The following is an 8209-nucleotide window of genomic DNA, read 5'->3' as shown; positions in this document are numbered from 1 at the left end:
ATATTATCGTGCCTAAAGGCACGGAAGTTACCATTGTCGATTAATCAAAGGCTGAGAAAATATGGCTAATCTGGATTTCGAAAAACCCATTGCCGAGCTGGAAAAAAAGATCCACGAGCTTAAAAGCTTTACCGCGGATAAGAAGATAGACCTTTCTTCGGAGGCCAAAAAGCTTGAGGAAAAGCTAGAGACCCTTAAAAAAGATATTTACACCAAACTTACTCCCTGGCAAAGAGTCCAGATCGCCAGGCACCCCCAAAGGCCGTATACCCTTGATTATATCGGGATGATGATGACCGATTTCCTGGAGCTGCACGGCGACAGGGGTTTTGCCGACGATAAAGCCATTGTGGGCGGGTTCGCCAGGTTGGACGGGAAAAAGATTATGGTAATGGGGCATCAAAAAGGCAGGGATATAAAAGATAACCTTAAGCGGAATTTCGGTTGCGCCCACCCGGAAGGCTATCGCAAAGCATTAAGGTTTATGCGGATCGCGGAGAAATTTGACATGCCTATCGTGATATTCATTGATACCCCTGGGGCGTATCCGGGCATCGGCGCGGAAGAGCGCGGCCAGGCTCAGGCGATCGCGCTTAATCTGCGGGAGATGGTTTCTATATCCGTGCCGATAGTATCGGTCGTCATAGGCGAAGGCGGCTCCGGAGGGGCTTTAGGCGTGGGTGTTTCCGACCGGATCTGCGTTTTGGAGAATGCCTATTATTCGGTTATTTCTCCTGAAGGATGCGCGGCCATACTTTGGAAGAGTAGCACAAAAAGCCCTGACGCGGCCGAGGTATTGAAGCTTACGGCCAAGGATCTGCTGAAAGAAGGCATAATCGACGAAATAATCCCTGAACCGTTGGGCGGGGCGCATCATGACCCGCAGAAAATGGCCGGGACCATTAAATCCATAATAATCAAGGATCTTAAGGATCTGGGCGAAATGAAGAAAGATGATCTGTTGAAGTCCAGGTATAAAAAATTCCGGAGCATCGGCGTGATAAAAGAGCAATCTTGAAAGAAACGCGATGTTGACTTTTGCCTATTATAACCTGAAATACCAAAAACACCCCATCGATAATTGGATCGTGGTAAAAGGCGAAATAAGGAATGAGGGCTCCGCTAACTTCAATCTGGCTGTTTTTCGAGTTCTTTTGTCTGCCGGCCAGCAGGTATTCGGTTCGGCGATCCTCAAGGTCGCCGGATTCCGTGCCAGGACGACAAAGCCGTTTGAGGTTATGATCGACGGAGCGCATTATGAAATGATCCCCAAGATCACCAAGTGCGAAATATTGTTCGAATCCGCCCATTGATACCCTCCCCACCCTGCTGTAATCCCGGATCGCGGGCACAAAAAACTTGACATATAACAGTTAATATGCTAAGTTTTTAATGTTACTAATAATTAATATAGTTAACAATATCCGGGGGCACAGATGGCGCATATGCCTTTGTCCGAATTCGCAGATAAGCTTTGTAGGTTAATGCCGGGGATCACCAGAGGGATGATCAGGCGGGAGGCTAATGAGCTGGCCAGCGGCCATATTACTCTACCGCAGTTCTTTATTCTTAATATGCTTCAATGCCGGAATGAATCCAGAATGACCGATATCGCCCGCGCCCTGGGGGTGACTACCGCGGCTGCCACGGGTATAGTCGGCAGGCTTGTAAAATCCGGATATACCCAGCGGGTCTATGATGAAAAAGACAGAAGGGTAATCAAGATCAGGCTCCAACCTAAAGGCGGCGACCTGGCCAATAAATTGAACAAGCAGAAAAAGCAGAACGTGATCGATATCTTCGGTAAGGTGTCGGAAGAGGAACGCGCGAATTTCCTAAAAACAATCACCCGAATTGGAGAGATATTGATGCACGAGCAGGAAGCCGGTAAATAATGAGGAAAAGCCATTTTTACGCTATATTGATAGTTTTTTTATTATTGCCTTTTTCAGGGGTGAAGGCAGACGAGGTTACCTTGACTCTGGATGAGGCGGTCAGTATCGCCTTGAGCGCCAACCGCGGCCTGCTGCTTAAATCGGAGGATCTTAAGAAAGCAAAAGCGATGATCGCCGAAGCCCGGGCCGGCCTTTTGCCCAGCTTTACCGCCAAGGCCGGATTCACTGAAACGCGGGGATTATATTCAAAGGATGTGGGGGTCACTTCGGGCCAGATCGGCGTAAAGCAGTATATTTACACCGGTGGTAAAGTGATGAACGCCGTAAAATCCGGGGAATATTCTTACGCCGTAGCCGAGGCTGTTCTGGACAGGGCTAAATTAGAGACGGTTCTAATGACCAGGAAGGCGTTTTACGCTTTTTTGCTGGCCGATGAATACGCCGCCGTAAATAAAGGGATAACCGGTAATACAAGAGAACACCTGGATTATATCAACGCCCGTTTTAACGCGGGAGAGGTTTCCCGGTCGGATGTGTTAAAGATGAGATCGTCATTGGACGAAGTAAACCGGGCCTACGCGGCTTCCTTGAGCCAGGTAGAAGCGGCCCGGGAAACCCTTAAGAACATCCTGTTTATCGATAAGGATGTTGATCTGAAAATAAGCGGGGCATTTTATTATGAACCGGTGGAGATGGCTTATGATGAGGCTTTCCTGGATGCGATGCGGCAAAGGCCGGAGATTCGGCAATACGAGGCCCAGGCAAAAGCCGATGAAAAGAATATTGAGGCAGTTAAAGCGGACACCCGCCCCAGCGTTTACGCCTCTTGGGATTATTACAGCCAATCGCATCTTTCTGCCGGCACAACCCGGAATCCGAACGATTACAATATCATAGGGGTAACGGTCTCATGGCCGATATTTGACGGCTGGCTGACCAGAGCGAAGGTCGAACAGGCTATCGTGGATTTAAGGCAGACCCGCCTTTTAAGCGAGAAAAATATCAGGGATATTGCCTTGGAATTGAAGGTCGCGTATCTTGACCTGAAGAACGCGATCGAAGAGGTAAAAAGCGTGAATTCGCAGAACGAAGTTTTTCGGGATAACCTGGCGGTGATCAAAGATAAATACGCAGCCGGACAGGCCAGCGGGCTTGAGTTGCATGACGCGCAGCTTAGTTACGACGTGTCCTTATTCAATAAAATCCAGGCTGATTATGATTATATGATCGCCCGGGCGGTGTTTAATAAAGCCCAAGGAGGGGTGTGATGCGGAACAAATTATCTGCGGCTGTTTTCATTCTTTGTATTTTGTTGAACGCCCCGGGGTGCGGTCAGAATGACAGCGCCTCCAGCAAAAGCGTTGTCCCGGATACCATCCCGGTAAAAGCGGTAATGGTCAAACCGGGGAATATCCAGGAATATATTGATTATGTGGCTAATGTAAAAGCCCAGGAAGAGGCGTATATATATCCCAAGGTGACCGGTAAGATCGTTGAAAAGGTAAAGCAGGAAGGCGACCAGGTTATTAAAGGCGACGTGATCGCCTGGATCGACCGCGATGAGGTCGGGTTGACCTTTGAGATATCCGGCGTGGAAAGCCCTATTTCCGGGGTAGTGGGGAAAGTCCTGGTCGATGTTGGAGCCAATGTTTCCCCGCAAACAGCGATAGCTTTGGTGGTGGATATGGAAAAGGTCAAGGTGAACCTCGATATCTCGGAGAAATACCTGCCGGACATATCTGTCGGTATGCCTGCCGAAGTCATTGTGGAGGCATATCCTCGGGAAGTTTTCACCGGTAATATAGTCCGGATCAGTCCTATAGTGGATACAGCCACGCGCACCAGCATGCTGGAGATAAGTATCGACAATAAAAGTCATAAATTGTATTCCGGCATGTATGCCAAGGTTAAAGTGGTTACCAAAGAATTCAAAGATGCGCTGGTCGTGCTTAAAGAGGCTGTTCTGGGCAAAGAGCCGCAGCAATACGTTTACGTGGTTAGAGACCAGAAAGCAGCGATTAAGGATGTAAAAGTGGGCGTTCGCCAGGGGCCGTATCTTCAGATAGCGGAAGGCCTGGCCGCCGGGGATAAAGTTGTTATTATGGGGCAGCAGCGTTTGTATGAAGGCGCGCCTGTCCTGGTAGAGGAAAACGGCTTATAACTACAGAGGACGATATAAATGAATCTTGCTGAATTCGGGGTCAAGAGGCCGGTCACGAATTTAATGATCTTTTTAGCCTTGATCATTATTTCGCTCTACGCTATGAGCAGGTTGGGTGTGGATATGATGCCTACCATCGAGACCCCGGCGATCTCGGTGATCACTTCCTATTCCGGTGCCAGCCCCGAGGATGTTGAAACAAAAGTTACCGAGCCGCTGGAAAATCAACTGGCGATCACTCCCGGGCTGGATAAGATCACTTCTACTTCTTCGGAAGGCATTTCTGTGGTTACCCTGCAGTTTAAATGGGGGATCAATATCGACGAAGCCTCTAATGACGTGCGCGACAGGATCGATCAGGCCAAGCCTAATCTACCGGATATCCCGGATGAGATATCCACCCCGTTCTTATGGAAGTTCAACACCGCGAATATGCCGATCATGGTTTATGGGTTTAAGGCCGAACGCAGTTACGCGGAGCTTTATGACATGATCGACCGCCGGATCTGTGATCCTCTCAAACAACTCGCCGGTGTGGGCACGGTCCAGTTGAACGGCGGGTTGGAACGCCAGATCAATATCTGGCTGGACCGGCAAAAACTTGAAGGATACGGGTTTTCCCCGTTGGATATAGAAGACGCCCTGGACCGCGAAAATGTAACGTTGCCGGTGGGGAACCTTAAAAGCGGTTTGACTGACTATCTTTTGCGCCTGCCCGGCGAATTCGCTTCGCCGGACGAGATAAAATCAGTGATTTTGGGGATTAGAAAAGGCAAGGTTATTTATCTGCGCGACGTGGCCCGCATCGAAGACGCATTCAAAGAGGTTAATACCATCGTGCGTATTGACCGTAAAAGAGGTCTGACTATGATGGTCCAGAAGCAGACCGGGACCAATACCGTTGAAGTGGCGGAGCGGGTGCAGAAGAGGTTCAAGGAATTAATGAAAACTCTTCCTGTCGACGTCAAGGCTGAGGTGGTTTTTGATACTTCGGAAGAGATCACTCTTTCTTTGAAATCGCTCAGCGATTCTTTGTGGTTGGCTATTGTTTTGGTCGTGCTGGTGGTTTGGTTTTTTCTGCGGCAGTTCACCCCCAGTTTTATCATTGCCTTGACCATTCCATTTTCGCTGCTGATCACTTTCCTGTATTTATTCTTAAGCGGCCGGACTATTAATGTCATCAGCCTTTCGTCAATGGCCATTGCCTCGGGGATGGTCGTGGATAATGCCATAGTTGTGGTCGATAATATTTTCCGCAAACTCGAGCGCGGACAACGGGTCACAGAGGCTGCGGTTTTTGGGACTTCAGAGATGTTCTTATCTATCGCCGCGGCCACCTTGACCACAATAGTGGTTTTTCTCCCGATGTTCTTTATCACCGGCGTGGTTGGGGTGATGTTCTCGGAATTGGCGGCGATAGTCACGGCGACTTTGCTCGCGTCATTGTTCACAGCCTCTACCTTTAGCCCAATGCTTTGCTCGAAATGGCTTAAGCCCGCCGGCCAGAAAAAGCCCGCGGCTTTTTCCGGCATATACAATATAATCGAGAAGATTTTTGTCGGATGGGAGAATGTCTACAGCAAGACTTTGGGGTGGAGCCTGAACCATAAAAAGTCGGTCATTATCAGTTTTGCCGTGGTATTTTTCTTCAGCCTTATGCTGACCCGGTTCGTGGGTAACGAATTCATCCCGCAGGAGGATACCGGAGACCTTCAGGTCATGGCGAAATTGCCTGTGGGGACCCGGATGGAAGAATCGGATAAAGTGGCTAAAAAGGTAGAAGATATATTCGATACAATTAAAGAAAAAAAATTCAGCTATGTCCGCAGCGGCCAGGTCCAGGGGATAGGGCGGGTTACCGGGCAGTCTTCGGGATCGCATGTTGTTTACGCCGGACTAAAGTTGGTCCCGAAAGATCAACGCAAGCGTTCGGATAAGGCTGTAGGCCAGGATATCCGCAGCCGGGTCCGCAAGATCCCCGGCGTGGAGAAGGTGGATATTTCGACCGGAAGCATGGTTAACCGCCTGATCCTGGGCGGCGGAGGCAAGTCCATTCAGATCGAGATCATCGGTAATTCCTTTGAAGATACCAATATGCTCGCGGGAAAGATAAAAAAGATAGTCGAGGGTGTGCCTGGTGCGGTGGACGTGGTCATCTCGCGTGACTCTACCAAGCCGGAGATCCGCATCGCGGTTGACCGCGAACGCGCCGCCAGCCTGGGTTTGGATATGAATTCCGTAGCTCAGAGCATCAAGACATTCGTCGAGGGCTCCAGCGCCACCAAGTACCGGGAAAAAGGCCGGACCTATGATATCTATGTGAGATTGGAAGAATCTTCCCGTTCGCAGGTTGAAGATGTGGAAAACCTGGCGCTTGTTTCTTCTATGACCGGAAAACAGGTCAAACTCTCCAGTTTCGCCAGCATTTACGAAACAGCCGGGCCTGTGCAGATCGAGCGCAAGAACCGCGAGCGCGTGGTCAGGGTCGAGGCGAATACCCTTAATCGATCCAGCGGAAAGATAGTTGAGGATATCAAACGGGAGATGGATAAGCTTACGCTCCCGGCGGATATAATCATCAATTTCGGCGGCGAGGCCGAAGAACAAAGGAAGGCGTTTGGGGACCTGATCATCCTGCTTTCTTTGGGGATAGTCCTGGTATATATGGTTATAGCCGCCCAGTTTGAGTCGCTGCTTGACCCGTTCATTATCATGTTCTCTATTCCTTTTACCTTCACCGGAGTCATCTGGGCAATGGCGATCAGCAGGATGACCTTGAACGTCTTGTCTTTTTTGGGGATGGTCATGCTTATGGGCATAGTAGTGAATAACGCGATCGTGCTGATCAGTTATATAAATATACTGCGGGCCCGCGGCAATTCGATGTATGAAGCGGTGACCGCCGGCGGAAAAGACAGGTTGCGCCCGGTGTTGATGACCACTATCACCACCCTGGTAGGTTTGCTGCCTTTGGCTTTGTCTACGGGTCAGGGGTCGGAGACCTGGCAGCCGATCGGGATCACCATGGTCGGAGGCTTAACCGTATCCACTTTTATAACCATGCTTTTTGTGCCGATTTTATACGCGGTTTTTCATCATAAGCAGACAAAGCAGCAGGTCAAGGTAAGGAAATGCGACCTTCAGGCGGGAGGGGAATAGATATGATCGATAAGATGGTTTTTATATCCTATAACGAAGCGATTGACGCGGAGGTTATGGATATTCTGGAGCAGACCTGCGCCGCGGATGATTATACCAAGATCAACGGGGTTTTTGGCAAAGGCCTGGCTTCGGGCACGCATATGGGAGACGATATCTGGCCCGGTAAGAATAACCTGCTTTTTGTGGGGTGTTCGGCCGGAGAAGCGAAACAACTTATTTCCGCGGTTAAAAAGCTGCGTGAATCCCTGGGGAAAGAAGGAATCAAGGCTTTTGTCCTTCCGGTAGAAGAAGTCACCTGATGCTTAAGATTGGCGAACTCAAACTTAAATCCAACCTGATCCTTGCGCCTATGGCCGGGGTAAGCGACCTGCCGTTTCGTCTTTTAAATCATAAATTCGGATGTGACCTGGGTTTTGTCGAGATGATCAACGCCCGTTGTCTGGGGTATAAGAATAAGAAAACCAGGCTCATGCTTTCTACCTGCGAAGAGGATAAACCGCTGGGTGTGCAGTTGCTTGGCTGTGAAGAGGATTTCATCAAAAAAGCGATGGAGGTCCTGCCCAGGTTCAAGTTCGATGTGTTGGATTTTAATGCCGCCTGCCCGGAAAGAAAAGTCGTGCGCCGTGGCGAAGGAGCCGGCCTTTTGAAAGATCCGTTAAAGCTGAATAAATTGCTTAAGATCGTGGTTGATAATTCTCCGGTGCCGGTAACGGTAAAGATCCGCGCCGGATGGGATAAGGATTCGATCAATTGCCGTGAGGTAGGGCTTTATTGCCAGGACGCAGGGGTAAAAGCTCTTTTCATCCACGGCAGGACCAAAACGCAGGAATATTCCGGCAGCGTGGATTATAAAGTGATCGCCGGGGTTAAAAAGGCGTTGGAGATCCCGGTTATCGGTTCAGGCGATGTATTCAGCGCGGAATTAGCAAAAAAGATGTTTGATGAAACCGGCTGCGACGGTGTGCTCCTTGCCCGGGGCAGCCTGGGGAAT

The 8209-nt window shown here is 49.6% G+C and carries 8 protein-coding genes; all 8 read left to right on the top strand.

Annotation, left to right across the window (positions count from 1 at the left end; genetic code table 11):
- The first annotated feature begins 61 nt into the window (after positions 1–61).
- A complete protein-coding gene (locus M0R35_07345) occupies positions 62–1018 on the top strand; it encodes an acetyl-CoA carboxylase carboxyltransferase subunit alpha (GenBank protein MCK9595470.1) in 957 nt (318 codons plus the stop codon).
- A gap of 10 nt (positions 1019–1028) precedes the next feature.
- On the top strand, positions 1029–1313 hold the full coding sequence (locus M0R35_07340) for a hypothetical protein (protein MCK9595469.1): 285 nt from the start codon (positions 1029–1031) through the stop codon (positions 1311–1313).
- A 123-nt stretch (positions 1314–1436) separates the two neighbouring features.
- On the top strand, positions 1437–1895 hold the full coding sequence (locus tag M0R35_07335; GenBank protein MCK9595468.1) for a MarR family transcriptional regulator: 459 nt from the start codon (positions 1437–1439) through the stop codon (positions 1893–1895).
- The gene (locus M0R35_07330; protein ID MCK9595467.1) at positions 1895–3163 is read left to right on the top strand and encodes a TolC family protein; all 1269 of its coding nucleotides are present in this window, start codon (positions 1895–1897) and stop codon (positions 3161–3163) included. The genes M0R35_07335 and M0R35_07330 overlap by 1 nt, the downstream gene beginning before the upstream one ends.
- The gene (locus tag M0R35_07325) at positions 3163–4056 is read left to right on the top strand and encodes an efflux RND transporter periplasmic adaptor subunit (GenBank protein MCK9595466.1); all 894 of its coding nucleotides are present in this window, start codon (positions 3163–3165) and stop codon (positions 4054–4056) included. The genes M0R35_07330 and M0R35_07325 overlap by 1 nt, the downstream gene beginning before the upstream one ends.
- Positions 4057–4074: 18 nt before the next feature.
- Entirely contained in the window at positions 4075–7215 is a 3141-nt protein-coding gene (locus M0R35_07320; GenBank protein ID MCK9595465.1) for an efflux RND transporter permease subunit, read from the top strand.
- Positions 7216–7217: 2 nt separating this feature from the next.
- The gene (locus tag M0R35_07315) at positions 7218–7517 is read left to right on the top strand and encodes a hypothetical protein (protein MCK9595464.1); all 300 of its coding nucleotides are present in this window, start codon (positions 7218–7220) and stop codon (positions 7515–7517) included.
- Positions 7517–8209: tRNA-dihydrouridine synthase (locus M0R35_07310; protein ID MCK9595463.1), on the top strand; the 693-nt coding region annotated here is incomplete at its 3' end. The genes M0R35_07315 and M0R35_07310, both read left to right, overlap by 1 nt.

It is taken from the genome of Candidatus Omnitrophota bacterium, from assembly GCA_023227985.1.
Lineage (GTDB): Bacteria > Omnitrophota > Gorgyraeia > Gygaellales > Profunditerraquicolaceae > JALOCB01.
The sequence above is the reverse complement of the archived record's forward strand: the minus strand, read 5'-3'. Positions and strand labels throughout refer to the sequence as shown.